This window comes from Paraburkholderia sp. BL6665CI2N2 (assembly GCF_004366535.1).
Classification (GTDB): Bacteria; Pseudomonadota; Gammaproteobacteria; order Burkholderiales; family Burkholderiaceae; genus Paraburkholderia.
In genome coordinates this window covers 5,478,860-5,505,530 of sequence record NZ_SORC01000001.1, presented here as the reverse complement: position 1 = coordinate 5,505,530, position 26,671 = coordinate 5,478,860, and the positions used below count along the sequence as shown (strand labels likewise).

General features: G+C 62.9%; 25 protein-coding genes. 16 read left to right on the top strand and 9 right to left on the bottom strand.

Annotation, left to right across the window (positions count from 1 at the left end; translation table 11 throughout):
- Window positions 1–5: 5 nt before the first annotated feature.
- The 6 genes from B0G81_RS24740 (at window position 6) to B0G81_RS24715 (ending at window position 4,875) form a co-directional block, all read left to right on the top strand.
- Window positions 6–923, top strand: coding sequence for an ABC transporter permease subunit (locus B0G81_RS24740; protein ID WP_106284839.1), 918 nt, complete (start codon window positions 6–8; stop codon window positions 921–923).
- Window positions 924–1,928, top strand: a complete 1,005-nt coding sequence (locus tag B0G81_RS24735; protein ID WP_116118484.1) for an ABC transporter ATP-binding protein — start codon at window positions 924–926, stop codon at window positions 1,926–1,928.
- Window positions 1,925–2,944, top strand: coding sequence for a peptide ABC transporter ATP-binding protein (locus tag B0G81_RS24730; RefSeq protein WP_134138605.1), 1,020 nt, complete (start codon window positions 1,925–1,927; stop codon window positions 2,942–2,944). Before B0G81_RS24735 ends, B0G81_RS24730 begins: the two co-directional genes overlap by 4 nt.
- A complete protein-coding gene (locus B0G81_RS24725; RefSeq protein ID WP_134138604.1) occupies window positions 2,937–4,100 on the top strand; it encodes a TraB/GumN family protein in 1,164 nt (387 codons plus the stop codon). The genes B0G81_RS24730 and B0G81_RS24725 overlap by 8 nt, the downstream gene beginning before the upstream one ends.
- Before the next feature lie 172 nt (window positions 4,101–4,272).
- Window positions 4,273–4,578, top strand: a complete 306-nt coding sequence (locus tag B0G81_RS24720) for a BrnT family toxin (protein WP_243856579.1) — start codon at window positions 4,273–4,275, stop codon at window positions 4,576–4,578.
- 39 nt (window positions 4,579–4,617) lie between these two features.
- The gene (locus tag B0G81_RS24715) at window positions 4,618–4,875 is read left to right on the top strand and encodes a BrnA antitoxin family protein (RefSeq protein ID WP_106284858.1); all 258 of its coding nucleotides are present in this window, start codon (window positions 4,618–4,620) and stop codon (window positions 4,873–4,875) included.
- Window positions 4,876–4,945: 70 nt separating this feature from the next.
- On the opposite strand, the gene B0G81_RS24710 is transcribed toward B0G81_RS24715, so the two are convergent.
- From B0G81_RS24710 to pxpB, 6 genes are all read right to left on the bottom strand, one after another.
- On the bottom strand, window positions 4,946–6,751 hold the full coding sequence (locus B0G81_RS24710) for a tetratricopeptide repeat protein (protein WP_134138603.1): 1,806 nt from the start codon (window positions 6,749–6,751) through the stop codon (window positions 4,946–4,948).
- A 215-nt stretch (window positions 6,752–6,966) separates the two neighbouring features.
- Window positions 6,967–7,923: a DUF979 domain-containing protein gene (locus B0G81_RS24705; RefSeq protein WP_134138602.1), complete on the bottom strand. Its 957-nt coding sequence runs from the start codon at window positions 7,921–7,923 to the stop codon at window positions 6,967–6,969.
- Entirely contained in the window at window positions 7,920–8,669 is a 750-nt protein-coding gene (locus B0G81_RS24700; RefSeq protein ID WP_106284845.1) for a DUF969 domain-containing protein, read from the bottom strand. Before B0G81_RS24700 ends, B0G81_RS24705 begins: the two co-directional genes overlap by 4 nt.
- A gap of 287 nt (window positions 8,670–8,956) precedes the next feature.
- Window positions 8,957–9,709, bottom strand: coding sequence for a 5-oxoprolinase subunit PxpA (gene pxpA / locus B0G81_RS24695; RefSeq protein ID WP_106284846.1), 753 nt, complete (start codon window positions 9,707–9,709; stop codon window positions 8,957–8,959).
- A gap of 98 nt (window positions 9,710–9,807) precedes the next feature.
- A complete protein-coding gene (locus B0G81_RS24690) occupies window positions 9,808–10,860 on the bottom strand; it encodes a biotin-dependent carboxyltransferase family protein (RefSeq protein ID WP_134138601.1) in 1,053 nt (350 codons plus the stop codon).
- Window positions 10,857–11,510 (bottom strand): 5-oxoprolinase subunit PxpB, encoded by a 654-nt coding sequence (gene pxpB, locus B0G81_RS24685; protein WP_134138600.1) that lies wholly within the window; start codon window positions 11,508–11,510, stop codon window positions 10,857–10,859. Before pxpB ends, B0G81_RS24690 begins: the two co-directional genes overlap by 4 nt.
- Window positions 11,511–11,717: 207 nt before the next feature.
- Between pxpB and B0G81_RS24680 the strand changes: the two genes are divergently transcribed.
- Window positions 11,718–12,230 carry a winged helix DNA-binding protein gene (locus B0G81_RS24680; protein ID WP_106284849.1) on the top strand — a complete coding sequence of 171 codons (513 nt, stop codon included), beginning with the start codon at window positions 11,718–11,720 and terminating at the stop codon, window positions 12,228–12,230.
- 43 nt (window positions 12,231–12,273) lie between these two features.
- On the opposite strand, the gene B0G81_RS24675 is transcribed toward B0G81_RS24680, so the two are convergent.
- Window positions 12,274–12,816 (bottom strand): 5-formyltetrahydrofolate cyclo-ligase, encoded by a 543-nt coding sequence (locus tag B0G81_RS24675; protein WP_243856577.1) that lies wholly within the window; start codon window positions 12,814–12,816, stop codon window positions 12,274–12,276.
- Between the two features lie 77 nt (window positions 12,817–12,893).
- Here B0G81_RS24675 and B0G81_RS24670 point away from each other — a divergent pair, with 77 nt between their 5' ends.
- From B0G81_RS24670 to B0G81_RS24655, 4 genes are all read left to right on the top strand, one after another.
- Entirely contained in the window at window positions 12,894–14,861 is a 1,968-nt protein-coding gene (locus B0G81_RS24670) for a lytic transglycosylase domain-containing protein (protein WP_134138599.1), read from the top strand.
- 82 nt (window positions 14,862–14,943) lie between these two features.
- Entirely contained in the window at window positions 14,944–15,897 is a 954-nt protein-coding gene (locus B0G81_RS24665) for a complex I NDUFA9 subunit family protein (RefSeq protein ID WP_106284851.1), read from the top strand.
- 26 nt (window positions 15,898–15,923) lie between these two features.
- Entirely contained in the window at window positions 15,924–16,577 is a 654-nt protein-coding gene (locus B0G81_RS24660) for a glutathione S-transferase family protein (protein ID WP_134138598.1), read from the top strand.
- Entirely contained in the window at window positions 16,574–17,806 is a 1,233-nt protein-coding gene (locus tag B0G81_RS24655) for a multifunctional CCA addition/repair protein (protein WP_134138597.1), read from the top strand. The genes B0G81_RS24660 and B0G81_RS24655 overlap by 4 nt, the downstream gene beginning before the upstream one ends.
- A 689-nt stretch (window positions 17,807–18,495) precedes the next feature.
- Here the strand turns inward: B0G81_RS24655 and B0G81_RS24650 are convergent.
- Complete coding sequence (locus tag B0G81_RS24650; RefSeq protein ID WP_012434650.1) at window positions 18,496–18,690, bottom strand: DUF2905 domain-containing protein; 195 nt, start codon at window positions 18,688–18,690, stop codon at window positions 18,496–18,498.
- A gap of 22 nt (window positions 18,691–18,712) precedes the next feature.
- Window positions 18,713–19,903 (bottom strand): SAM-dependent methyltransferase, encoded by a 1,191-nt coding sequence (locus tag B0G81_RS24645; protein ID WP_134138596.1) that lies wholly within the window; start codon window positions 19,901–19,903, stop codon window positions 18,713–18,715.
- A 13-nt stretch (window positions 19,904–19,916) separates the two neighbouring features.
- Between B0G81_RS24645 and B0G81_RS24640 the strand changes: the two genes are divergently transcribed.
- The 5 genes from B0G81_RS24640 (at window position 19,917) to glmS (ending at window position 25,623) form a co-directional block, all read left to right on the top strand.
- Window positions 19,917–20,735 carry an SDR family oxidoreductase gene (locus B0G81_RS24640; RefSeq protein ID WP_134138595.1) on the top strand — a complete coding sequence of 273 codons (819 nt, stop codon included), beginning with the start codon at window positions 19,917–19,919 and terminating at the stop codon, window positions 20,733–20,735.
- A 94-nt stretch (window positions 20,736–20,829) separates the two neighbouring features.
- Window positions 20,830–21,225 (top strand): dihydroneopterin aldolase, encoded by a 396-nt coding sequence (locus B0G81_RS24635; protein WP_012434647.1) that lies wholly within the window; start codon window positions 20,830–20,832, stop codon window positions 21,223–21,225.
- Window positions 21,226–21,228: 3 nt separating this feature from the next.
- On the top strand, window positions 21,229–22,248 hold the full coding sequence (gene ttcA, locus B0G81_RS24630) for a tRNA 2-thiocytidine(32) synthetase TtcA (RefSeq protein ID WP_134138594.1): 1,020 nt from the start codon (window positions 21,229–21,231) through the stop codon (window positions 22,246–22,248).
- A gap of 126 nt (window positions 22,249–22,374) precedes the next feature.
- Window positions 22,375–23,736 carry a bifunctional UDP-N-acetylglucosamine diphosphorylase/glucosamine-1-phosphate N-acetyltransferase GlmU gene (glmU, locus tag B0G81_RS24625; protein WP_134138593.1) on the top strand — a complete coding sequence of 454 codons (1,362 nt, stop codon included), beginning with the start codon at window positions 22,375–22,377 and terminating at the stop codon, window positions 23,734–23,736.
- A 69-nt stretch (window positions 23,737–23,805) separates the two neighbouring features.
- Complete coding sequence (glmS, locus tag B0G81_RS24620) at window positions 23,806–25,623, top strand: glutamine--fructose-6-phosphate transaminase (isomerizing) (protein ID WP_134138592.1); 1,818 nt, start codon at window positions 23,806–23,808, stop codon at window positions 25,621–25,623.
- The last annotated feature ends 1,048 nt before the right edge of the window (window positions 25,624–26,671 follow it).

The following is a 26,671-nucleotide window of genomic DNA, read 5'->3' as shown; positions in this document are numbered from 1 at the left end:
CCGAAATGGCAGACATACAAAACACAGTCCCCCAGTCGGTCACTCCCCCGAGTGGCCGTGCAATAGCCGCCCGTGAATTCTGGGCGAATTTCTCGCGTAACCGTGGCGCTGTCAGCGCTGGCGTCATCGTGCTCGTGCTGATCTTCATCGCGATCTTCGCGCCGTTGATCGCGCCGCACAGTCCGATCGAGCAATACCGCGACTTCGTGAAGATTCCGCCCGCCTGGCTCGAGGGCGGCAACTGGAAGTTCATTCTCGGCACCGACGAAGCGGGCCGCGACATCCTCTCGCGTCTGATGTACGGCGCGCGGCTGTCGTTCTGGATCGGCTTCGTCTCGGTGGTGCTCGCGCTGATTCCGGGCGTCGTGCTCGGTCTGATCGCGGCATTCTTCGAGAAGTGGGCCGACACGCCGATCATGCGCATCATGGACGTGCTGCTCGCGCTGCCGTCGCTGCTGCTCGCGGTAGCGGTGGTGGCGATCATCGGTCCGGGTCTCGTCAATACGATGCTCGCGATCGCGATCGTCGCCTTGCCGGGCTATGTGCGTTTGACGCGCGCGTCGGCGCAGGGCGAGTTGCAGAAAGAGTACGTGACGGCTTCGCGCGTGGCGGGCGCCGGCACCTTGCGTTTGATGTTCTCGCAAGTGCTGCCGAACTGCACCGCGCCGCTGATCGTGCAGGCTACGCTAGGCTTTTCGTCGGCGATTCTCGATGCCGCGGCGCTCGGTTTTCTCGGCCTTGGTGTGCAACCGCCGTCGGCGGAGTGGGGCGCGATGCTGGCCTCGGCGCGCGATTACATCGACAGCGCCTGGTGGATCGTCACCATGCCGGGTCTGTCCATCCTGATCTCGGTGCTGGCCATCAATCTGCTCGGCGACGGGCTGCGCGACGCACTCGATCCCAAACTGAAAAGGATGGCCTAAATGTCTAGCTTATTGACCATCCGCAATCTCGCGGTGAATTTCAACGGCTTGCCTGCGGTCGACCGGATCAACCTCGATGTCGCGCCGGGCGAAGTGGTCGGCGTGGTCGGCGAATCGGGTTCGGGCAAGAGCGTGACGATGATGGCACTGATGGGCCTGATCGACGCGCCGGGCAAAGTCACCGCCGACGAAATCACCTTCAACGGCAAAAACCTGCTGAAGGCATCGGCGAAGGAACGCCGCAAGATCATTGGCAAAGACATCGCGATGGTGTTCCAGGACGCGCTCACCAGTCTGAATCCGAGCTATACCGTCGGCTATCAGATCAAGGAAGTGCTGAAGCTGCACGAAGGCTTGCGCGGCAGCGCCCTGGACAAACGCGCGCTGGAACTGCTGGATCAGGTCGGCATTCCCGACCCGAAAGGCCGCATCGGCTCGTTTCCGCATCAGATGTCGGGCGGCATGAACCAGCGCGTGATGATCGCCATGGCGATTGCCTGCAACCCGAAACTGCTGATCGCCGACGAACCGACCACCGCGCTCGACGTGACGATCCAGGCGCAGATCATGGAGTTGCTGATCAAGCTGCAGAAGGAGCGCGGCATGGCGCTCGTGCTGATCTCGCACGATCTGGCCGTGGTGTCCGAAGTCGCGCAACGCGTCGCGGTCATGTACGCTGGCGAAGTGATCGAAACGAACAAGGTGCCGGACATCTTCGCCGCGCCGCATCATCCGTACACGGAAGCATTGCTGGCGGCAATCCCCGAGCACAATGTCGGCGCCGTGCGGCTCGCCGCGTTGCCGGGCATGGTGCCGGGCCGCGACGACCGTCCCAAAGGCTGTCTGTTCGCGCCGCGCTGCAAGTATGTGGTCGACGACTGCCTGAAAGCGCGGCCCGCGCTTGCGCCGATGCCAGGTCACGCTGAAGTGGCGCGCGTGCGCTGCATCAAACCTTTGAACCTGAGCGGCGACGCCAACGTTCACACCCATGGAGGCGCACGATGAACGCAGTACTCGAAACGCGGCGCCAGTCCGACCATGCGGGCGACCACGTGCTGGTTGCGGAGCAACTGGCGCGTTATTACACGGTCAAGCGCGGCATGTTCGCGTCGGGCACGGTGAAGGCGCTCAACGGCGTCTCGTTCGTGCTCGAACGCGGCAAGACTTTGGCGGTGGTCGGCGAATCCGGCTGCGGCAAATCGACGCTCGCCCGGCAATTGACCATGATCGAAGCGCCCAGCGCCGGCCGTCTGCTTATCGACGGTGAAGATGTGGCCGGTGCCGATCACGCGAAGATCGCGGCGCTGCGGCGGCGCGTGCAGATGGTGTTCCAGAATCCGTTCGCCTCGCTGAATCCGCGCAAGACCGTCGAGCAAACGTTGGGCGAGCCGCTCGCGATCAACTCGCAGCTGAGCGCGACCGAGCGCGCCGAACGGATCGCGCAGATGATGCGCACCGTCGGCCTGCGTCCGGAACATGCGAAGCGTTATCCGCATATGTTCTCCGGCGGTCAGCGGCAGCGCGTGGCGATTGCGCGCGCGATGATTCTCGACCCGCAGATCGTGGTCGCCGACGAACCGGTCTCGGCGCTCGACGTGTCGATCCAGGCGCAGATTCTGAATCTGTTCATGGATTTGCAGGAACAGTTCAAGACCAGCTACGTGTTCATCTCGCACAATCTCTCGGTAGTGGAGCATATCGCCGACGATGTGATGGTGATGTACTTCGGCGGCGTGGCGGAACTCGGCGACAAGAAGCGGATCTTCTCGAACCCGCGTCATCCGTACACGCGCGCGCTGATGTCGGCCACGCCTTCGATCTTCGAGGCGGATCGCACGATCAAGATCAAGCTGCAAGGCGAAATGCCGTCGCCGTTGAATCCGCCGTCGGGTTGCACGTTTCATCAGCGCTGCCCGTACGTGATCGACCGCTGCCGCAGCGAAGAACCGAAGCTGCGTGAAGTGGATGGCCGCCAGGTGTCGTGTCACCGCGCCGAGGAGGTGGGGGACGTGGATGCCTGATGGGTTGGCGGCGCGTCGTCTTGCGCGCCGCTTGCGTGACGGCGGCTTGAACGCCGCTTCAACGCGGCGCTGGAGGGCGCGTGCACTGGCGGGTGCCGCGCTCTTTGTCGTTTGTTCTGTATTTCATCTGGGCATGGACTCGTTCGGCGTCGCGCATGCCGCCGGCGCGGCTGCCAATGCGCCCGCGCAGGCCGGGCGCCCGGCGCTGCCGGTGCCTAACATGCCGGCTCCGCCACGCGCCCGCGTGCCGGGCTCCAATCCGCCGCCTGCTTCGCCGCCTGCCTTGCCGGGCACCACGGCGAGCGGCCCGGTGCGGGCGCAACCGGCGCGCATGCCGTTCTATGTCGCGACACGTGGCACGACCACTATTTACGTGCTGGGCACGCTGCATGTCGGCGATCCCGCGGACTACCCTGCCGATCAGCCTTTCCGTGCCCCGATCCTCGGCGCGCTCGCCGCCTCGCCGACGCTGGCGCTCGAACTCTCACCCGACGAACTGTTGGTTTCGCAAGACGACGTCTCGAAGTACGGCGTCTGCAAACGCGACTGTCTGCCGGGACTGCTGCCTGATCCTTTGTGGCACAAGCTCGCCCTCCGACTGCACGGCAACCCGGCGGCACTCGACGCCATCAAGAAGATGCGGCCGTGGCTCGCTTCGTTACTGGTCGAAACCTACGATTCGTTGAGTGCCGGCCTGCAGACCGAGTACGGGTCGGAAGCGCAACTGCAGAACGTGTATCTGCGCACACGCGGCAAGATTGTCGGTCTCGAGACTTTATCGCAGCAGATGCGCGCCTTCACAGGGCTGACGCTCGCGCAGCAGCGCGAGATGCTGGCGCAGGATCTGGTACAGACGCCGGCGGAAAATGTCGCGGACGTGCGGACCTTGCATCGTCTCTGGCGTGTCGGCGATGCGGATGCGATCGCCGCCTGGCAGGCCGCGAAATCCGAAAAGCTGGCCCGCGACAAACGCATCTCCGATTCGATCGACAACAAGATCGTCTATGACCGCAACCGCCGCTTCGTCTCGAAGATGCTGTTGATCGCCGCCCCGAACAAGCCGGTATTCGTGGCGATCGGCGCGTTGCATCTTGGCGGCCGCAAGGGCGTCCTGCAGCTTTTGCGGCAGCACGGGTTCGTGGTCGAGGCGGGGTGAGGTTCATCCGAACGGAGCACGAAACGCACGTCACGACTCAAACGTCCTAAACCGGATCGGCCGTTCGGCCATCATAGGAACCGGTCTTCGAAGCACCCAGTCCGACGTACACGTATGCCGCAAAATGCTCGCGGCACACGCAGCCATAGCGGCCCTTTGCATGCTATGATGTATGTACAAACGTCAATACAGGTGGCGCGTGCTGTTTGAATGGGACGAAATCAAAAATCAGATCAACATTCGCAAACACGGCATCGATTTTCAGGATGCTATCGACGTGTTCAATCACCCGTTACTCACGGCGTTGGACCAGCGGGAAGACTACGGCGAAGACCGCTGGTTCGCGATGGGCTGGATCGCAAACATTGTGGGCGTTGTGGTGTATGTCGAACGGGTTGAGGACGTGATCCGGATCATTTCGGCACGCAAGGCCTCGCGGCATGAGGTCAAGCACTACAAGCAGCGTGTCTGGCATTGACGGGCATTGTGGCAATCAAGCATGAGCAGAGGTGACATGATGGTTAAAGCATCGGGAACAGACTGGAAGCGACTCGCCAAAACAGGCGACGCGCAAATCGATACGAGCGACGTGCCCGAACTCGGCGACGATTTTTTTCAACGCGCCGAGTTGCACGTTCCGCCCAAGCAGGCCGTGACAATGCGTCTGGATGCGGACGTGCTGAACTGGTTCAAGGAGCAGGGCCAGGGTTATCAGACGCGCATCAACAAACTGTTGCGCGCCTATATGCTGGCGCAGCAGCGGCGGCGTCCGTAGGCCGCACTTCGTTGATGCCCGGCGTCAGAGATGCCGCGCGCAGGCCCCGGGCCTCAGCGCGGTGTGGCCATTAGAAACCGCCGTGGCGCAGTGCGCCGGTCACTTCTTCGACCAGCGGCGCCCAATTCCCCAGCATCGGTTGACGGAACAACCTCATCCCCGGATACCACGGTGAGTCGCTGCGTGCTTCCAGCCAGCGCCAGTCAGAATTGGCGGGCAACATCAACCACACCGGCTTGCCCAACGCTCCCGCCAGATGCGCGACGCCAGTGTCCACGGCGATCACCAGATCGAGGTTCATGATCAAGGCGGCCGTGTCTTCGAAACTGTGCAGGTCGGCGGTGAAATCGTGCGCGCGGAATGCCGGCGGCGCGTCGGCCAGTTGCCCATGCGCCGGGCCTTTTTGCAGCGCGTACCAGGCAATGTCCTCCAATTCGCTGAGCGCGCTCAGGTCGGTTAGCTGCATCGACCGGTAGCGGTCGTTGCCGAATGTGGGACTGCCGGCCCAGACCAGTCCCACTTTGCGCTTCGACTTGTCGGTCGCGCCGAGCCGTTTGCGCCATGCCTTGATCTTCGCTTTGTCGGCGAAAAGGTAGGGCACCTCTGCGGGAATGTCGGCGACATCCATGCCGATACACGACGGCACGCTCATCATGGGTACCCAGAAATCGTATTCACCGTTGGGTTTGCCGCTGAATGCGCGATGCACGCCCGCGATGCGTCCGACCAAAGGCAGCAGCGGCTCGCGCACGCACAGGTCGACCGTCGCACCGCGCTGGGCCAACACGCTCGCAAAGCGCAGGAACTGGAAGTGGTCGCCGAAACCCTGCTCGCCAACCAGCAGCAGACGACGCCCCTCGAGCGGCTCGCCACGCCATTCAGCGACGCCCGGCACCGCGATCGCGTCATAGTCGCTCTTGCGCCAACGCAGCGCGAATTCAGCCCAGCCTTGTCGATAGTCGCCGCGCTTGAGCAACAGCCACGCGAGATTCTGATGCGCGTCCGCGTAGTGCGGGTCGAGTGCGAGCGCCCGGCGATAGAAACCTTCCTCTTCGTCCAGCCGGCCTTGCGCACCGAGCGATCCACCCAGACACACGAGGTGAGCCGGAATCGGTTTGAGTCCGACCGCGCGCCGGTAATGCGCTTCAGCACCCGCGTAGTCGCCGAGCTTGCCGATCAGGCTGCCGAGGTTGATGTGCGCCTCCACGTAATTCGCGCGCAGCGAGAGGGCTCGCTCGAAGCTGGCGATTGCCGCGCCGTGATCGCCTCGTGCTTTGTGCGCATTGCCCACGTTGAAGTGCGCTTCCGCCGACGTCGGGTCGAGCGACAAGACCTCGTGATAGCACACCAGGGCTTCGTCGAAACGCGCGAGCTTGCTGAGCGCCGTGCCGAGGTTCAGACGCGCGTCGAGCAGCGTGGGGTTCGAGGCCAGCGCCAACCGGTACTGTTCGATCGCTTCATTGAAGTCACCTTGTGCTTGCAGCGCGACGCCGAGGTTGTTGCGCGCATCGGCGAAATCCGGCTGGATTTGCAGCGCCTGGTCGTAGCAGATCATTGCTTCGTCGAGATGATCGAGTGCGGCGGCCACGAGTCCCCGGTTGCTCCAGCAGGCGGCGTCGTGACGGTCGAGTTTGAGCGCGCGACTCATCAAGCTGGCAGCAGTGTCATGATCGCCGCGCTGGAATTGCAGCACGCCGAAGTAGTGGAGCGCGCCCGTATGGGCGGGATCGAGCGTGAGGGCTTCGCGATAGAGGGATTCGGCGGCGTCGAGCCGGCCGGCTTGATGCGCTTCGAGCGCGGCGTCGATCAATGAGGCGAGGTAAGCGGTGTGCGGCGGTTCGGTCCGCGCGCGATCAGGCTGGGATCGATGTTCCATGGAAACCTGCGGGAGAGCGACGGCGGTGCGCGCTGCGCGCGCCGCCGCGTGTGGATGGGAGGGCGTCCAGCATCGTATGGTCGCCCCCCATTTCCCGACGATCGGACGCATCCTAATTCGATCGCATCCAGGCGTTCCAGTGACTCCATTTCACCGACGTATCGCAGAGCTGTCCGACGATACGTCGGCATTTCTCGACTTCAGTGGCAAGAGTCCTACAGAAACATCAGGAAATTCAGCAGCAAGATATTCACGATCAGCAAGGTCAGCGCAGTCGGAATCTGCACCTTGATCACCGCGTTCTTGTCCGGCAGTTCCAGCAGCGCGGCCGGCACCATGTTGAAGTTCGCGGCCATCGGCGTCATCAGCGTGCCGCAGTAGCCGGAGAACATGCCGATCGCGACCATCACGGCCGGGTTGCCGTGAAACACGCCCACCAGAATCGGCACGCCCACGCCGCCCGTCATCACCGGGAACGCGGCGAAGCCGTTGCCCATCACCATGGTGAAGAGCGCCATGCCGATGCAGTACACGGCCACCGCAATGAAGCGGTAGTCGAGGCTGATGTACGCCGTGGTCACGTGCGCGACGGCCTTGCCGACGCCCGCATCCGAGAACACGAGACCGAGCATGCCGAGCATCTGCGGCAGCACGGCGGCCCACGACAGCGCGTCGACCAGGCGGCGCGCTTCCTTCATCGACTGGCCGACGGTGTCGCGCGTCATCACGCAGGCAATCGCCAGCGCGATGACGCAGCCGATGCCGAAGCCGATCAGCGTGACGTTCGCCTTCTCGATCAGCGGCATGCCGCCGAACACCAGATGGCTCGCCGACAGCGTGATGATCACGGTGACGACCGGAATGGTCAGCGCGGGCACGAACAGCTTGTTACGCAGACGCGCGGCGCTCGCCTTGCGCGCTTCGAGCGACAGCACCCTGGGCTTGCCCGCGGTCACGCCGCCAAAGCCGGCAATCAGCGCCATGACGATCACGAGCACGCCGACCACGGCGGGCGGCAGCTTATCGCCGATCAGGAAGATCAGCGCGTAGAGAATCCAGAAACCGCCAGCGGTGAAACGGCGCGGATGGTCCTTATCCGTGACGATCATGCCGCCGACCACCAGCAGCACGAGGCCCAGCAGCCAGAAAAGATAGGTGATCGTGAATGTCATGCTTTGTCTCCTGCCGCGGATTGCGTCGACGAACCGGCGGCGTTGCTCGCCGTGGCATTGCCGCGCAGTTCGCGTTCGAGCCTGCGATCGAGCAGATACAGGCGGAAGCCGTGAATGAGAAACGCGCAAATGGCGGTCGGAATGCCCCACACGGCCACGTGAATCGGTTCGACGATGATTCCCGCTTCCTTGAGGAAGGTGGTCATCAGCACAATCGCGCCGAACGCGACGAAGATGTCCTCGCCGAAGAAGAGGCCTACGTTGTCGGTCGCGGCGGAGAACGCGCGCAGTTTGAAACGCACCGCGTCACTGATCTTGCCGAAGCGGGTTTCGGTCGCGCCTTCGGCCATCGGCGCGATTAGCGGACGCACCATCTGCGGATGGCCGCCGAGCCCAGTCAGGCCGACCGCGGCGGTCAGCTCGCGCACCAGCAGATAGACGATCAGAAGACGCCCCGCGGTCGCGGCCTTGATGCTGCCGATCCAAGTTTGCGCCCGTTCACGCAGGCCGTGCCGTTCGAGCAAGCCGATCACGGCGAGCGGCAGAAGAATGATCAGCGGGATATTGCGGGTCTTGATGAAGCCGGTGCCGATCTCGGCGAGAATCTTTTCAGGCGGGAAGTGCGCGGCCAGGCCCGTGATGACCGCGGCGACCGCCACGATCAACATCGGATTGAACCGTAATAAAAAGCCGACGATGATGACGGCCACGCCAATGAGCGGCCATAGACTGACTGTTGTCTGCATCTGGATCTCCAAACAGGGTTTCAACCTCGCCGCTTGTGACGGCTAACGTGGGCCGGCGGCTGGTGGTCCAGACGCCGTCTTGTTGCCACGGCTCTTGACGGCCGCGTTTGCTTCGAACTACACCTGCATCTACGCCTGCGCCTGCTGATCGACTGCGGGTACTGCAATGTGTCCTGTACCTGGCAAACGCCCCGCTTGAAGCGGGGCGTTGCAAGGTGCACGAGGTTTGAATCGCGCTGTCCGGCTCGCGCTCTGGCGACGCTTCGGGCGACGCTTCGGCCGGCGCTTCAGGCGCGCGCCGCACCGGCCGCGTGGACCTCGATGCCCGCGTCCTGCAACGCGCCGCGAATGCGCCGCGCGAACGCCAGCGCATGCGGACCGTCGCCGTGCAGGCAGATGGTCTGCGCGTTCAGCGACACCCATTGACCGTCTACGGCCTGCACGCGCTGCTCGCGAATCATTGCGAGCGTGCGCGTCAGCACTTCGTCTTCGTCGTCGAGCAGCGCGCCGGGCTCTTTGCGCGGCACCAGCGAACCGTCCGCGCGATAGCCGCGATCGGCGAAGACTTCTTCGACGGCGACGAGACCCGCGTTGCGCGCGGCCGTCACGAGTCCGCTGTTGGCCAGCGCGAACACCGCCACCGACGGATCGAAATCGTGCACCGCCGAGACGATCGCGTCGGCGATCTTGTTGTCACGTGCGGCCTGGTTATACAGCGCGCCGTGCGGCTTGACGTGCGCGATGCGCCCGCCTTCAGCCTGGGCAATCGCCGACAGCGCGCCGAGCTGATACAGCACGCCCGCGTAGATGTCATTGGCCGGCAGATCCATTTCCTTGCGGCCGAAATTTTCCGGATCGTTGAAGCTCGGATGCGCGCCGATCGACACGCCTTTCTCCACCGCCCAACGCACGCAGTCGCGCATCGCGTTGGCGCCGCCCGCGTGCCAGCCGCACGCGATGTTGGCCGAGCTGACCAGGTCGAGCAGTGCCTCGTCGGACCCGCAGCCTTCGCCGAGATCGGCGTTCAAATCGATTTCCATGGTGTTCCTCTACTTTTCAACAAAATGCCGGGGTGCCGCCGGTTTTCCTGGGTTCCCTCGGCTGCCGGCGCAAAGCGCCGGCTTGGAGACGCTCGTCGTTACAGTGCCGCGACGGCCGCTTGCCGTGCGCAGCGTTCTTCATGCATTGCGATCGCGGCGTCGATCTGCCGCAAATAGGTACGTTCGTCCAGTAAAGCCTGGCGCGCCTCGTAGGGCGTCGTCGGGATAAAGCGGACTGCGGCGTTCAGGCGCACTTGCGCGAGCTTCCACACATCCGCCTGGATCACCGCGCCGATCTTCGGATAGCCGCCGGTGGTTTGCGCGTCGCTCATCAGCACGATCGGCTGGCCGTTCGGCGGCACCTGGATCGTGCCGGGCAGCACCGCGTGCGAAAGCAGATCGGCTTGGCGGGTGGGCTTGAGCTCGCTGCCCGCCAGGCGGTAGCCCATACGGTTACTGTTCGGCGTGACGAGCCATTCATCGGACCAGAACGACTCGTGGGCTTCATCGGTGAAGCTCTCGTATTCCGGCCCGCGCAGTACGCGGATCGGCACCGCCCACGGCACGCCCGACGGATGACGGCCGCGCCGCAGCGGCTCATGCACCAGCACGAACTTGCACCAGGCAGGCGCCTTTACGCCGAATTCCGGCGCCTCGGAGGTAAAGCCGAGATGGCCGCGTTGCGGCGGCGCGCCGACCGGCAGGCGGTCGCCGTCGCGCAGCGCGCGGCCGCCGAGTCCGCCGAAATGGCCGGCCAGATCGGTGCTGCGCGAGCCGAGCATCGGCAGAACGTCGACGCCGCCCGCCACGCACACATAGCCGCGCATGCCGCGCTTCGCTGCATTGAGCACCAGCTCCTGGCCGGCCTGCACCGGCAGGCTCCACCACGAGTAGACCGGCTTGCCGTCGAGCGTCGCACCGAATTCGGTGCCGGTGATAGCGACCCGCGTGGCGCGCAGAAAGCGCAGAACGGTCGGGCCGAAGGTGATCTCCAGACCCGCTGCATCGGGCCGGTTGCCGACCAGCCGGTTGCCGACTTCGAGCGACAGACGATCGAGCGCACCACCCATCGCGACGCCGAGATGCCGGTAGCCGTGACGGCCGAGATCCTGAATCGTGGTCAATAGACCCGCGCGAATCACATCGATCATGCGTGTATCCCCGCGATCGTGAAGCGCACCCGGTCGCCCGGCTGCAACAGCGTGGGCGGCCGGCGCGCCGGGTCGAACAGCGGCAGCTCGGTGCGGCCGATCAACTGCCAGCCGCCGGGCGAAGTGGCCGGATAAATCCCGGTCTGCTCGCCACCGATGCCGACCGACCCGGCCGGCACTTCGAGCCGCGGCGACGCGCGACGCGGCGTATGCAGCGCGGCTTCGAGGCCGCCCATATAGGCGAAGCCCGGCTGGAAGCCGAGAAAGAACACCACGTACTCGCCCTGCGAATGACGTTCGACGACCTCGCGCACGCTCAAGCCGGTGTGATTCGCGACCGTTTGCAGATCGGGGCCGAACTCGCCGCCGTACTGCACCGGAATCTCGACTTCGCGCCCCGGCGCGGGCGTGTCGCTCACCGCATCCCATGCCGCTTGAAGATGACTCACCAGCGCGTCGCGGTCGGCTTCGAGCGGGTCGAAGACGAGCGTGAGGTTGTTCATGCCCGGCACCACCTCCAGCACATGCGGCCAGTCGCGCGCGGCCTCGGCGGCCACCCACACGCGTCGCTGGCATTCCAGCGTGGCGGGCGGCGGCGCCTCGCAGACTAGCGCGGCATCGCCGAGCGGAAAGATTCTAGGTTGGCTCATGGATCAAGGGCCCAGGTCGAGTCGGAGGATTCGGGCACGGCACGCCCTCTGATCGGTTATCGACATCGGGCAGGCGACGGTTGAAGCGTACATTATCAATAAAATATCAACAATTTCTCAATAAGCGTTTGTGCCAGGCTCCCGGGGAGCGGACGCGCGTCGTACACTCCCGACACCTTCCCAACCTGTTTGCCGAGAATCGTCACCATGTCGCGCCATCCCACCAAGATCGTCTCCTCGGAACATCTCGTGTCCGAGACCAGCGCGGAACTGTCTGAACTCGAGTACGCGCTCATCATGGCGGGCAATGCATTCAACCGATGGATGGTGCGCTGCATGTCGGCGGCAGGCGAAAAGGACATGACCGCGATCGAGGTCTCGTTGCTGCACCACGTCAGCCATCGGGAGCGACGCAAGAAGCTGGCGGACATCTGCTTCGTGCTGAATATCGAGGACACGCACGTCGCCACCTACGCATTGAAGAAGCTCGTAGCTAGAGGGTATGTAAAAAGCGAAAAGACCGGCAAGGAAGTGTTCTTCTCGGCGACCGATGCGGGCCGCGAGCTCTGTCTGAAATATCGTGAGGTGCGCGAGAGCTGTCTGATTTCGACGCTGAAGGAAAGCGGTCTCACCAACGAGCAGATCGGCGAAGCGGCGCAACTGATGCGCAACGCGTCAGGTCTTTATGACACCGCGGCGCGGGCGGCGGCGTCTTTATAACGCAGGGCTGTCTGTTTGTCGCAGCGCGGCGCTTGCCAGATGCTCAGTCCACCGGGCGCGGATAGAGTGCAGCCTCGGTAACGATCAGGTCGAGCGGAATGTCGTGGACTTCGCGTAGAAATGCTTGCGTTCGGCATGCTTCATACGCGATGCCGACCGTGATCGGCCGAGTCTCTCCGGGCCACGCAGCCAGCGTGCGATCGTAATAGCCGCCGCCGTAGCCGAGCCGGTAGCCGTGCGAATCGAAGCCCACGCACGGCACGAAGAGCAGTTGCGGAATCACAATGCGCCCGGACGCGGGCTCGCCGATTTTATGGTGGCCGATCCTCATCGGCGTGGTGGGGGTCCATGCGTGAAACTCAAGCGGGGCGCTACGTTCCTTGACGACTGGCAGACTCGCCTCGCGTTGCGCATTTGCCGCGAGCCAGACCGAGATAGCGGGGCGCGCGTCGAACTCGCCGGCGAGCGGCCAGTAAAATCCCACGCTGTGCACGCCGTACTGCTTCAATGCATCGAGCAGGTGCCGCGCGAGCGCGGTATTGTGCGCCGGCTCGGAAGCGGCTTGCAGCCTTGCTTCCAATAGCATTTTCCGCAGCGCCTTTTTCGATTCCGCGGCAGGGTTGCATGCTATGCTTGGGTTCAATTCGCGCTCCAGAAACAACGATGTCAAAACGCCTTTACCGAGTATATCGCGCGGCCGGTCTGGCGCTTGCCGCTGCGGCACTCGTCGCGTGCAGCACGGCCTCCGCCGTCAAGCCCCTTCCCCTTTCGCAACTCACGAACGACGACCAGATCTTCGTCCAACTGCGCGAAGCCGCCCGCAGTAATGACGCAGGGCGCGCCGCGCAACTGGCTGCCATGATCCCGAGCTACCCGGCGCCTTCGTATCTGGAGTACTTCCAGATCAAGCCGCAGTTGTTCGATTCGAGCGGCCACGCGCGCATCGACGCGCCGGATGCGCCCGTGCTGGCGTTCCTGCAGAAGTACGACGGCCAGGCGATCGCCGACCGCATGCGCAACGACTACCTCACGGTGCTCGGCGCGCGGCACGACTGGCGCAACTTCGATCAGCAATACGCCCGCTTCGTGCTGAACGACGACACGCAGGTGAAGTGCTACGCGCTCGAGTCGCGTGCCTCGCGCGGCGAGAATGTGGCCGACGCGGCGCGCGCGCTACTGGTCGATCCGAAGTGGTACGGCGACGGCTGCGTCGATCTGATCACCTCGCTGTCCATCAACCAGCAGTTCAGTTCCGCGGACGTGTGGCAACAGATTCGCCTCGCCTACGAACAGAACTACACCAACACGGGCGCGAAGCTCGTCGACGCGCTCAGCAACCAGCCGCCCGATCCGGTGCTGTTCAATCAGGCCACCACTACGCCGCCGTTGCTGCTGGCGCGTGGTGTCGGTCCGGATACGCAGTCGCATCAACTGGCGCTGCTGGCCATCACGCGCATGGCACGCAACGACCCGGCCATGGCCGCGGCCACGTTCGCGTCGGTGGCGCCGTCGCTGAGCTCGCCCGAACGCGCCATCGGCTGGGGCACGATTGCCTATCAGGCGGCCGCTAAACAGATGCCGAGCGCGGTGGACTGGTATCGCCTGTCGGTGAATGCGCCGCTGTCGAATCCCGCCTATGAATGGCGCACCCGCACCGCCTTGCTCGCGGGCGACTGGACGATGGTGCGCTGGTCGATCGAGCAGATGCCTGCTGCGCTGCGCAATCAGCCGTCTTGGGTGTATTGGCATGCCCGCGCGCTCAAGCAGGCCGGCGACACGACCACCGCCAACCAGGAATTCGAGTCGATCTCGCAGGGCTACAACTTCTACGGCCAACTGGCGGCGGAAGAGTTGGGCCAGAAGATCACGGTTCCGCCGAAAACCACGGTGAGCGACGCCGAAGTGCAGCAGGCCGGCAATACGCCCGGTTTCGATCTGGCGCAGCGTTTCTACGCGCTGAATCTCCGGCTCGAAGGCAATCGCGAATGGAACTGGCCGCTGCGCACCATGAGCGACCGGCAACTGATCGCAGCCGCCGAATACGCACGCCGTATCGAGCTGTATGACCGCACCGTCAATACCGCGGACCGCACGAAGAGCGAGCATGATTTCTCGCTGCGGTATCTGTCGCCGTTCAAGGATATCGTCGAGCGCGATTCGCAGTCGAATGGCCTGGATGTGGAATGGGCCTACGGCCTGATTCGCCAGGAATCGCGCTTCATCATGAACGCGCGCTCGGAAGTCGGCGCGAGCGGTTTGATGCAGTTGATGCCGGGTACCGCGCAACTGGTTGCGAAGAAGATCGGCCTTGGTCCGATCTCGCGGGAGCAGATGAACGACATCAACACCAACATCCTGCTCGGCACGAACTATCTGTCGATGATCTACAATCAATTCGATGGATCGGCCGTGTTAGCCACCGCGGGCTATAACGCCGGCCCCGGCCGTCCGCGCAACTGGCGGCAGTCCTTGCAGCATCCGGTGGAAGGCGCGATCTTCGCCGAGGCGATTCCGTTCCAGGAAACGCGCGACTACGTTAAGAATGTGTTGTCCAACACGGTCTACTACGCGGCATTGTTCGAAGGCCGTCCGCAATCGCTGAAGGCGCGTCTGGGTTATATCGCGCCGTAAAGCGCCGTGCCGCCGCCGCTTCATTCAGAGGCGGCGGCGCGCCACGCCAGCCGTTGCCGCGGCTTCCACCAGGGAGTCGAAAATGCGACATAAAGCCATTGCGATCATTGGAGGCTCCGGTTTTATCGGCAGCCATCTCGTCAACGCCCTCGTCGAAATGGGCAAAGACGTGCGCATCGCCACCCGGCGGCGCTACAACGCCCGCCATCTCACCCTCTTGCCCATCGACGTGATCGAAGCGGACGTGTTCGATCCGGTTCAGCTCGCGCGCTTCGTCGAAGGCGCGGATTGCGTGATCAATCTGGTGGCCACGCTGCACGGCAAACGCGGCACGCCGTACGGTCCGGAATTCGCGCGGATGCATGTGGAATTGCCGACCAAAATCGTCGCCGCATGCGAAGGCAAGGGCGTGCACCGGCTGCTTCATATCAGTGCGCTTGGCGCCGACCCGAACGGGCCGAGCATGTACACACGCTCGAAGGGCGACGGCGAGAAGGCCGTGCACGCCGCGAATCTGGCGTGGACGATTTTCCGGCCCTCCGTGGTGTTCGGCCCGGAAGATCAATTCCTCAACAAGTTCGCCATGTTGCAACGGATGTTTCCGGTGATTCCGCTTGCCATGCCGGATGCGAAATTTCAGCCAGTCTATGTTGGCGATGTGGCGAAGGCGATCGTCAATGTGCTCGATCTCGATGCCGCCGGTGGACGCACCTATGAACTGGGCGGCCCAACCGTTTACTCGCTCGAAGATCTCGTCAAATATTGCGGCGATGTAATCGGCAAGCATGCACGCATCATCCGCCTGCCGGAAGCGTTCGCGCGGCTGCAGGCGCTGACCTTCGAAATGGCGCCCGGCGAACCGGTGATCTCGCGCGACAATCTCGATTCGATGAAAGTCGACAACGTGTTGAGCGGACCGCTTGCGCCCGAACTCGGGATCGAGCCGGCCAGCATCGAAACGATCGCGCCGATCTATCTGACCGGCGCGTCGACGCGTTCACGTTTCGACACATTCCGCGCCAGCGCGGGGCGTTAAATTTCCTCTCATTCCTTGTACAAAGCATGAAGCTGCTTATTGGTGATAAGAACTATTCGTCATGGTCGATGCGGCCGTGGCTGCTATTCAAACATTTCGGCATTCCGTTCGAGGAAGTGTTGATTCATCTGAATCAGCCGGACACCAACGCGAAAGTGCTCGCGCTTGCGCCGTCGGGGCCGGGCAAGATCCCTTGCATGGTCAACGACGACGGTTCCGCCACATGGGATTCCCTGGCGATCGCCGAAACGCTGGCCGAGCGCTTTCCCCAACATGCGCTGTGGCCGCGCGACGCGGCGGCGCGCAGCCGCGCACGTAGCGTGAGCGCGGAAATGCATTCGGGCTTCGGGGAATTGCGCTCGGATATGTGGATGAACATTCGCGCGTCGTTTCCGGGCAAGAATGCAACGCCGGGCGCGTTGGCAAATATCGCGCGGATCGAGGCGATCTGGCGCGACTGTCTCGACACTTACGGCGGCCCGTTTTTATTCGGCGAGTTCAGCATTGCCGACGCAATGTACGCGCCGGTCGTGATGCGCTTCAACACGTGGCAACCCGCGTTGTCGGAAGTCTCCAAAGCTTATATGCGGCGCGTAACCGAACTGCCGGCGGTGAAAGCGTGGATCGACGACGCGCTGAACGAAACGCACGCGGTTGCCTACCTAGACGTATGCCCATGAACATCTACGCTGTAGGCGGTGCGATTCGCGACGAGTTGCTGGGCGTTCCGGTGCAGGACCGTGATTACGTGGTGGTCGGCGCGACGCCGGAGCAGATGGTGGCGCAAGGCTATCGGCCGGTCGGCAAGGATTTTCCGGTGTTCCTGCATCCGCAGACGCACGAGGAGTACGCGCTCGCCCGCACGGAGCGCAAGACGGCGGCAGGCTATCACGGCTTCCAGTTCTTTTATGCGCCGGACGTGACGCTCGAGGAAGACCTGGCGCGCCGCGACCTGACCATCAACGCCATGGCGCGCGAGGTGCGTCCGGACGGCGAGTTGACCGGCCCGGTGATCGATCCGTTCAACGGCCAGGGCGACTTGCAGGCGCGCCTGTTTCGTCACGTCAGCGACGCGTTTCTCGAAGACCCCGTGCGGATTTTGCGGATCGCGCGGTTTGCGGCGCGTTTTGTGGATTTCACGGTCGCGCCGGAGACGTTGACGCTCATGCGCAAGATGGTGGCTGACGGCGAAGTGGATGCGCTGGTGGCCGAGCGCGTGTGGCAGGAAGTGTCGCGCGGCTTGATGGAGAAGAAACCGTCGCGGATGTTCGAGGTGCTGCGCGAGTCCGGCGCGTTGGCGCGGATTCTGCCCGAGATTGACGCGCTGTTTGGCGTGCCGCAGCGTGCCGATTATCACCCTGAGGTGGATACGGGTGTGCACGTGATGATGGTGGTCGATCATGCCGCGCAGCAGGGCTACGCGCTGCCGGTTCGATTTGCCGCGCTGGCGCATGATCTCGGCAAAGCGACCACACCGGAAGACGTGTTGCCGCGGCATATCGGCCACGAGGCGCGCAGTGTGGATCTGTTGAAGCCGTTATGCGAGCGGTTGCGGGTGCCGAACGATTGCCGCGATCTTGCGGTGCTGGTCGCGCGGGAGCATGGCAATATTCACCGCGTGATGGAGATGGGCGCTGCCGCGCTGGTGAGGTTGCTTGAGCGTAGTGACGCGATTCGGAAACCTGCGCGGTTTGCTGAGGCCTTGCAGGCGTGTGAGGCGGATGCTCGCGGGCGGTTGGGGTTTGAGATGCGGGAGTATCCGCAGGCTGAGAGGTTGAGAGTCGCTCTTGTCGCTGCGCGTGGCGTCGATGCCGGTGCTGTGGCTAAGCGGCTTGCTGATGCGCCTGCTGGGATTAAGGATGCTGTGCATCAGGAGCGGGTTCGGGCTGTGGAGTTGGCTATTGTGTGAGGGGTGGGGCGGCACGGTGGTTGGGTTTCGTTGTGCTTGGGGTGTTGGCCTTTTCTTGAATTTTTAGTGGTCTATTAGCGTTGCCCCTGTGCGGGGCGGCACTTACTTCTCTTTGCCGGCCGCAAAGAGAAGTAAGCAAGAGAAAGCGGCTCACACCGCTAATTCTTAAGCGGGTCCTCCGCACAGTGGCGGTAGTGGTGCATCTGGAATCAGTGTTTTCGCACACTCCGCGCCAGTGACCAAGGGCTCATCAGCTCCCGCTCCGCACTGCGTGCGTCGCGGACAGGTATGCCTGGGAAACCTAAGGTTTTGATGAGCGCTGCGCATCAAACAGCGGCAGCAAAAGTGTCGTGGGCACTGACGATTTGAACGTACGGGAGGCGTTATGAACGCCGCTTCGGCGCGCGCAGCGCCGCCGGAAGAATGACTGCTGTGTCACTCACGCCGAATGTGCGAGAGCACAGATTCCAGATGTGCCACTACCGCGGCTGCGCGGGGGACCCGCTTAAGAATTAGCGGTGTGAGCCGCTTTCTCTTGCTTACTTCTCTTTGCGGCCGGCAAAGAGAAGTAAGTGCCGCCCCGCACAGGGGCAACGCTAATAGACCACTAAAAATTCAAGAAAAGGCCAACACCCCAAGGCAATCAGAAAAAAGAAAGCACTCTCACCGCCAAAGGCAAAAAACCCACCCTACAAAACCCTGGCAACAATCGACAACACCATAGAAAGCACCAACGTCGACATAAACGGAAACGGATACTCCCGCCCAAAAATCCGCAAAGTCACATCACCGGGCAAACGCCCAATGCCAATCTTCCTAAGCCACGGCCAGCAGGACGACAACACCGCCACCGCAATAAACGTAGTCAACAGCCAGCGAATCATGGCCAGCTCCTGAAGCAAAAATTCACAACGTATGCGACCGGTCGCCGCTGGAAAACGCTTGCAGCGTGTCATCCAGTCCGCGCGAAAACGCGATCACCTTGAACAGTTCGCCCATCTCCGCCTCCGACAACAACTTCTGCACCGCATTCGCCGCAGGCAAATATCTCGCCGTATCCGCAGGATCGATTTCAGATAACACGTTGGTAATGCCGGCATTCAGCAGAAACCGCGCTTGCGACGTAAAGCCCAGCAAATCCGCGCCCGTCTCGACGCCCGCTTCGGCAATGCCGGTAAATTCCACATGCGCCGTGATGTCCTGCAAACCCGGATAGAGGAACGGATCGCCATGCGCCCGATGCCGGTAGTGACACATCAACGTGCCCTGCGCGCGCTGCGCATGGTAATACTCGTGACGCGGAAAACCATAGTCGATGAAGAAGGCCGCACCGCGTGCAAGCATCGTGCAGATGGTGCGTGTGAATGCGCTCGCCGCGTCGTGCGTCTCGGTCACGTAGTCTTCGCCGGCGGTTTCGATTTCCGACAGCAGCGCGAGGTCCGCCGCGGCGGACACAGGCCGGTCGTCGAATGCGAACGCCTCGTTGCGCCATACCACGCCGCGCTCGAGCCACGCCCCGCCGTTGAATGCAAACAACCGCACCGGCATCGCGTCCAACACCTCGTTGCCGATCACCACGCCCTCGAACCGCTCAGGCAAAGCATCCAGCCAGCGCACTTTGGCAGCGAGCGTGGGCGCGGCGGCTTCAATCGTTTCCCGTTGGCGTTCGCGAAGCTCGCCGGACAGATCCACGATCGAGTAGCTATCGAATTCAGCACCCAACGCGTCGAGCGCGTTCAGCACGCTGGTGGCGAGCTTGCCCGTGCCGGCGCCGAATTCCATCACGTCGCGCGTGCCGCTCGCTTGCAAGGCCTCGGCCACCGGGCGCGCCAGCGTCGCGGCGAACAGCGGCGACAGTTCCGGGGCGGTAACGAAGTCGCTGCCGTCGTCGCCGCGCAGCCCGAATTTGCGGGCGCCGCCGCTGTAATAGCCGACTCCCGGCGCGTACAGCGCACGTTCCATGTAGCGGTCGAACGGCAACCAGCCGCCGGCGGCGTCGAGCTCCGTACAGATCTGCGCGACCAGCGCTTCGGACTGCGCAAGCGCGCTCGGGCCGGGAGCAGGTAAACTATCAGGTTGGTGAGCTTTCGGATTCATCCTCGCATTGTAAATGACCGCCTCTCTGGACACCGCCGCCCCCCGCGCGCCCGACACGCCGCGCGTCGTGCTGATTACCGGCGCCGCCCGCCGTATCGGGCGCGCGCTCGCGCTCGGCTTTGCCGCGCGTGGCTGGGACGTGGCCGTCCATTACGGCGCTTCGCGCGAGGAAGCGGGCGAACTGGTCGCTGAAATCACCGCCTTGGGCCGCCGGGCTGTCGCCTTGCAGGCCGAATTGGGCGATGAGGCACAGGTCGAGCGCCTTTTGCCGGCTTGTATCGACGCCTTGGGCCGGCCGTCGTGTATCGTCAACAATGCGTCGCGCTTCGAGGAAGACACGGCGCAGACCGTCGGTTACGACCTGCTGCTGAAGCTGACCGCGATGAACGTCGCCGCGCCGCTGGTGCTGGCGCGCAGGCTGTTCGAGGCGACGCCGGAAGCCGCGCGCACCGACGAAAGCCTGCGCGGCGTCGTCATCAACGTGCTGGATCAGAAGCTGTACAACATGAACCCGGACTATCTGTCGTACACGCTGACCAAGGCGGCGTTGCAGGCGGCCACGGTCGCACTGGCGCAGGCGTTGGCGCCGAAAGTGCGCGTGGTTGGGCTGGCGCCCGGTCTGACAATGCAATCCGGCGATCAAACGCCGGACGGTTTCGCCGCCGCTCACCGTACTACGCCTTTGGGCCGCGCGTCGCGGGCCGAGGATATTGTCGCCGCCGCGCTGTATCTCGCGGATGCAGCGGGCGTCACCGGAACGACGCTGGTGGTCGACGGCGGGCAGCATCTCTTGCCCCTGCCGCGCGACGTTATGTTTTTGACGGGCGCCTGAAGCGCGCGCGGCTGGCCGGCCGTATTAGCGGCCGCCGCTGCGTTGTGAAGCGTCCCTTTGCGTGCTCCGCACGCCTTTTTCGACTGGAACGAACATGTTTGCCGCTCTTTCGCATCCCCGGCTCGCCGATTGCCGCCGGCTTTTTCTGCGCAATTACGAAGTGCATATCAACATCGGCGTGCACGACTTCGAAAAGCGCGGCGAACAGCGCGTCGTGATCAACGTCGAACTGTTCGTGCCGCTCGCACTGTCCACGCCGGTTCAGGACAAACTGAACGAAGTCGTCGACTACGACTTCATGCGCTCCACCATTTCGCGCCGGGTCGAGCAAGGTCACATCCACTTGCAGGAAACGCTTTGCGACGACCTCGTCAAGACCATGCTCGAGCATCCGCAAGTGCGCGCCGCGCGCGTGTCGACGGAAAAGCCGGACGTTTATCCTGATTGCGACGCGGTGGGCGTCGAAGTCTTCCGTATCAAAGAGGATTGAGCCATGAATGCTCCGGAAATCCTGAACGGCGCCGCGACCGTGGCCACCGCCTCGACTGCCGATGCAAGCGAGGCCGGGCAAGCAGCCGCGCGCGCCAAGACGCCGCTCACGCGCCGTGAGCAGAAGGAAGCGTACGAGAACAACAAGCTCTTCAAGCGGCTCGCGCGCCAGGTCGGCGAGGCAATCGTCGACTTCAACATGATCGAGAACGGCGACAAGGTCATGGTGTGTCTGTCGGGCGGCAAGGACAGCTACGCGATGCTCGAAATTCTGATGCGGCTGCGCGAGCGCGCGCCGATCAACTTCGATATCGTCGCGGTGAACCTCGACCAGAAGCAGCCAGGCTTTCCCGAGCACGTGCTGCCCGAGTACCTGAAGCAGCTCGACATTCCGTTTCATATCGAGAATCAGGACACGTACAGCATCGTCAAGCGGCTGGTGCCGGAGGGTAAGACTACCTGCTCGCTGTGCTCGCGGCTGCGGCGCGGCATTCTTTACCGCGTGGCCGGCGAACTCGGCGCGACCAAGATCGCGCTCGGCCACCATCGCGACGACATTCTGCAAACGCTGCTGCTGAACATGTTTTACGGCGGCAAGCTGAAGGGCATGCCGCCCAAGCTGCAATCGGACGACGGCAAGAATATCGTGATTCGCCCGCTCGCCTACGTGAAGGAAACCGATCTGGAGAAGTACGCCGAGCTGCGTGAATTCCCGATCATTCCGTGCAACCTGTGCGGCAGTCAGCCGAATCTGAAGCGCGCGGAAATGAAGGCGCTCGTGCGCGATTGGGAGAAGCGCTTCCCGGGACGCATCGAAAATATGTTCAATGCCTTGTCCAACGTCGTGCCCTCGCATTTGATGGACCACAAGCTGTTCCCGTTCGCGGGCCTGCGAGCGACCGGCGAGGCCGATCCGCAAGGCGATATCGCCTTCGACGAAGAGCCGTGTTCGACCGATGCCGGAGAAAGCGCAATGCCCGGCGCAACAAAGTCGATTTCCATCGTCCAGTTCGACGATCTTTGACAAAAAACGCCCGTGGTATGGGCGTTTCCGCACATTGCAGTACGCATCGAGGCCGCCACAGCGGCCCTTTTCGCTAGAGGGTGCGTGTTAGAATCGTCGCCTCCAAACTCGTCTATTTGCCGTGCCATGAACATTGTGATTTTGGCGGCAGGCACCGGCAAGCGCATGCGGTCCGCGCTTCCCAAGGTGCTGCATCCCCTGGCTGGCCGGCCGCTCCTCGCTCACGTCATCGACACGGCTCGCACGCTCAAGCCCACGCATCTCGTCGTGGTGATCGGCCATGGCGCCGAAGCCGTGCGCAAAGCGGTTGCCGCTCCTGACGTGCAGTTCGCCGTGCAGGAACAGCAACTCGGCACGGGGCACGCGGTGCAGCAGGCGTTGCCGCTGCTCGATCCGTCCGCGCCCACGCTGGTGCTTTACGGCGACGTGCCGCTCACGCGCGCCGGCACACTGCAGGCGCTGACCGAGCGTGCGGGGCAGGGCGGTTACGGCGTGCTCACCGTCACGCTCGCGGACCCGAGCGGCTACGGCCGCATCGTGCGTGATGCACAAGGCAAGGTGGCACGCATCGTCGAGCAGAAAGACGCCACGCCCGAGCAGCTCGAGATTGCCGAGATCAACACCGGCATCATCGTCGCGCCGACGCAGCGTTTGGGCGGCTGGCTTGCCGCGCTGAAGAACGACAATGCGCAAGGCGAGTTCTATCTGACCGACGCGGTCGAGATGGCAATCGAAGCCGGACTCGAAGTCGTAACCACGCAGCCGGAAGACGAGTGGGAAACGCTTGGCGTAAATAGCAAGCAGCAGCTTGCCGAGCTCGAGCGCATTCATCAGCACAACGTGGCGGACGCGCTGCTGGTCGCGGGCGTAACGCTCGCCGATCCGGCGCGGCTTGATGTGCGCGGCACGCTCGAATGCGGCCGCGATGTCTCGATCGACGTGAACTGCGTGTTCGAAGGCCGCGTGACGCTGGCTGACAACGTCACCATCGGACCGAACTGCGTGATCCGCGATGCGAGCATCGGCGCGGGCACGCGCGTCGACGCATTCACGCATATCGAAGGCGCCGAAGTCGGCGCGAATGCCGTGCTCGGACCGTATGCGCGCTTGCGCCCTGGCGCGTCGCTGCACGACGAGTCGCATGTCGGCAACTTTGTCGAGGTGAAGAACGCGGTGCTCGGCCGCGGTTCGAAAGCGAACCACCTCACGTATATCGGCGACGCGGATATCGGCGCGCGCGTGAACATCGGCGCGGGCACCATCACCTGCAATTACGACGGCGCGAACAAATCCCGCACGATCATCGAAGACGACGTGTTCGTCGGTTCCGATACGCAACTGGTTGCACCGGTTCGCGTGAAGCGCGGCGCGACGATCGCGGCGGGCACCACGGTCTGGAAAGACGTTGAAGCCGACGCGCTGGCGCTGAACGATAAGACGCAAACGAGCAAAACGGGCTACGTGCGTCCGACCAAAAAGAAGAGCTGATAGGCGTGATGCGCGTAACAGGCGCGCTCATTGAAATCCAGCACCTAGAGCACTGAAAAGGAATGAGCCATGTGTGGCATTGTCGGCGCGGTAGCGCAACGTAACATCGTTCCCGTCCTGATCGAAGGACTGCGTCGCCTCGAATATCGCGGCTACGATTCGTGCGGCGTAGCCGTGCTCGGCGAAGACGGTCCGCGTCGCGCGCGCAGCGTGGCGCGCGTGGCCGATCTCGACGAGCAGGTGCGCGAGAGCCACCTCGAAGGCATCACGGGCATCGCCCACACGCGCTGGGCGACGCACGGCGCACCGGTCACGGACAACGCACACCCGATCTTCTCGAAAGATACTCTGGCGTTGGTACACAACGGCATCATCGAGAACTACGAATCGCTGCGTGAAATGCTGCGTGGCAAGGGCTATACGTTTGTTTCGCAGACCGACACTGAGGTTATCGCGCACCTGATTCACAGCCTGTATCGCGGCGATCTGTTCGCGGCGGTGCGTGAAACCGTCGGGCAATTGCACGGCGCTTATGCGATCGCTGTGTTGCATAAGGACCAGCCGCATACCGTGGTGGGCGCGCGGCAGGGTTCGCCGCTGGTGGTCGGGCTCGGCCAGGGCGAGAACTTCCTCGCCTCGGACGCGTTGGCGCTTGCGGGCAGCACCGAACGGTTCATCTTCCTCGAAGAAGGCGACGTGTGCGAACTGTCGCTCGAGGGCGTGCGAATCGCCGATCGCGACGGCAATGAAACGCCGCGCGAAGTGCGTGAGGTAGCGGCATATGGCGGCGCGGTCGAACTCGGTCCGTATCGCCATTTCATGCAGAAGGAAATTTTCGAGCAGCCGCGCGCGATCACGGACACGATTCCGCAAGCCGATTCGTTCGATGCATCGCTGTTCGGCGAGGGCGCGGGCAAAGTGTTCGCGGAGATCGACAGCCTGTTGATTCTGGCGTGCGGCACGAGCTACTACTCGGGGCTGACGGCGAAGTACTGGCTCGAATCGATCGCGAAGATTCCGACTCAGGTGGAAATTGCCAGCGAGTATCGCTACCGTGAGTCGGTGGCGAACCCGAAGCAGCTGGTGGTGGTGATTTCCCAATCGGGCGAAACGGCGGACACGCTCGCCGCGCTCAAGCATGCGCAGGGACTCGGTCACAAGCATACGCTGGCGGTCTGCAACGTCGGTACAAGCGCGATGGTGCGCCAGACGGAATTCTCGTTCCTGACGCACGCGGGCCGCGAAATCGGCGTGGCGTCGACCAAGGCGTTCACCACGCAACTCGTTGCGCTATTCGTGCTGGCGGCGACGCTGGGCAAGATGCGCGGTCGTGTGAATGAAGAGCAGGAAGCGGAATACCTGAAGCAGCTGCGCCACTTGCCTGCGGCGTTGAATAGCGTGCTGGCGCTGGAGCCGCAGATCATCGCGTGGTCGGAAGAGTTTTCGCGCAAGGAACATGCGCTGTTCCTCGGGCGTGGCCTGCATTATCCGATCGCACTCGAAGGCGCGCTGAAGCTCAAGGAGATTTCGTATATTCACGCCGAGGCTTATCCGGCCGGTGAGTTGAAGCATGGGCCCCTCGCGCTCGTGACGGAAGCGATGCCAGTGGTGACGGTGGCGCCGAACGACGCGCTGCTGGAAAAGCTGAAGTCGAATATTCAGGAAGTGCGTGCGCGCGGCGGCGAGCTGTATGTGTTCGCGGATGCGGATACGAAGATCGTCAATGACGAAGGCCTGCATGTGATCCGGATGCCGGAGCACTATGGTTTGTTGTCACCGATCTTGCATGTGGTGCCGCTGCAGTTGCTGGCGTATCACACGGCATGCGCGCGGGGCACGGATGTGGACAAGCCGCGGAACCTGGCGAAGTCGGTGACGGTGGAGTGATTGAGGGGCTGGGTCGTTGACGGTTGTGGCAATCTGGATTAGAAATCGTTACACAATGCCGAATTTTCCGCTGAAGATGTCGTTACACGACTCCAAACGCTTGATTCAGCAACGTAAACGCTTCTAATCCGAAAACACCAAATCGCCTGCTTTCGAAGGATAAATCCCAGAAAAAGTGTCCGCGAATGAATTTTTCAAGCGGGCGGACCGGGGCTTCGGCCCTGGTCCCTCCCTCCCGCATCCACTACAGTATGTCTTGCAGTCTCCGGCTTGTAGCTATCCGCCAAATAAGCCGCACCCTCTGAAGTCCTCCCATCATCCCTCTTCGATAGGAATCGCGCGTTAACGCCCGAGGCCGCCGCATGGCGATTGCTTTGTGCAGGGCAGTTTGCGACCTATTGCCTATTCCGACGACCGCCTGCGGTTGAGCTTCCCGACTGACCATAGCCCCGTGAACGAACTCTTGCGGTTGGTTGCTGCGGGCCAAGTGTCCCGCCAAAACAGAAAGCTTTCGGAAGCGAGGGTTGGAAGCTTTCGGCGAGGGGGCTCCGCCCCTCGCTGCGCCTTTGTGGAGAAGGCCGGAAGGCTTCTTCGCGTTCCTGATAATTAACGCGTTTTGACGACTCCAATTTACCCCCCCAAAAAATCCAATTTCTGGTGACAGAGTGTCATTGAACTGAAAGTTGAGATGGCTCGCACTAACCGGATTTTCATCGAAAGCCTAGGCATACGATTTTCGATATTGAACGTTACTTCTGGGGCGAATCGTCGCAGAGATACTGCTGCTACCTAGGCGTTCATGCGACACAACCCGTAGTGCGGATTCCCGCAGCGCGCCCGGAAAGACGCATAAGGTCGCCGCGGTGTTCGCATCCAATGAAAGCGTTGCGCCACCGCTAGTAAAAGCGTTCCATCAAGAGGGCCGAAATTGCTTCAAACGCTTGCTGGACGGGCCGGTGGATACTTCTGCTTCGCACTGTGTAGTCGGCAAATATTCTGAGCTTCCGACTCGCAGCTCCGAGAACAATCGCAGAGGGTTAGCCTCTAC